The following is a 1,028-nucleotide window of genomic DNA, read 5'->3' as shown; positions in this document are numbered from 1 at the left end:
ATCGTGTTGGGAAGGCCGATTCAGGGCCTGATTCGGCTACGACGGTTGATGGCTCGAGCGTTTGCTCCGTCGGCGATGGAGGAAAGCCGAGAATGCACACACGTAACCGACTTAGGCCTCTAAGTCGGTGATCCGGCTACGCAGACGAGCGTCGCTTGTCGCGTCACATCTTCCCGCGTCAGCAAGGCCACGATCAACCTTTGGACAAAACGTAGCTGGAATCGCCAAATTTCAGATTGTTCGCAGGACTGCCAACCGGTGCGTGCGTTCTCACGCAGAGTCCTTGCTAACGCGGCGGGTTATGAAGATTGGCATAATATCCGGTTTTGATGCGATTCCTGATCGTGTTGGGGAGGCAGATTCAGGGCCTGAATCGGCTACGACAGGCGATGTGTTCGAGCTGATGGAGGAACGCCGTGATAACGGCGAGAATGCACACACGTAACCGACTTAGGCCTCTAAGTCGGTGATCTGGCTACACAAACGAACCTCGCTTGTCGCGTCACAACCCGCCGCGTCAGCAAGGCCACGATCAACCTTTGGACAAACCGTAGCTGGAATCGCCAGATTTCAGTTTGTTCGCAGGACTGCCAACCGGTGCGTGCGTTCTCACGCAGAGTCCTTGCTAACGCGGCGGGTTATGAAGATTGGCAAAATATCCGGTTTTGATGCGATTCCTGAAAATGCCGGGAAGGCCGATTCAGGGCCCCAATCGGCTACGACAGGCGATGTGTTCGAGTCGTTGCTGCTTTGGCGATGAAGGGACGCCGCGATAACGCCGAGAAGGCACACACGTAGCCGACTTAGGCCTCTAAGTCGGTGATCCAGCACGCGGACGAACCTCACTGGTCCTCGATTCCGAGTTCTCGGCAAATCTGGCTACGCAGACGAGCGTCGCTTGTCGCGTCACAACCCGCCGCGTCAGCAAGGCTGCGATCAAAAGTTCTTTACATCGTAGCTGGAATCGCCAGATTTCAGATTGTTCGCTGGACTGCGAACCGTTGCGTGCGTTCTCACGCAGAGTCCTT

The organism is Rhodopirellula sp. UBA1907, from assembly GCF_002337565.1.
GTDB lineage: Bacteria > Planctomycetota > Planctomycetia > Pirellulales > Pirellulaceae > Rhodopirellula > Rhodopirellula europaea.
This window is presented reverse-complemented; position numbering follows the sequence as displayed.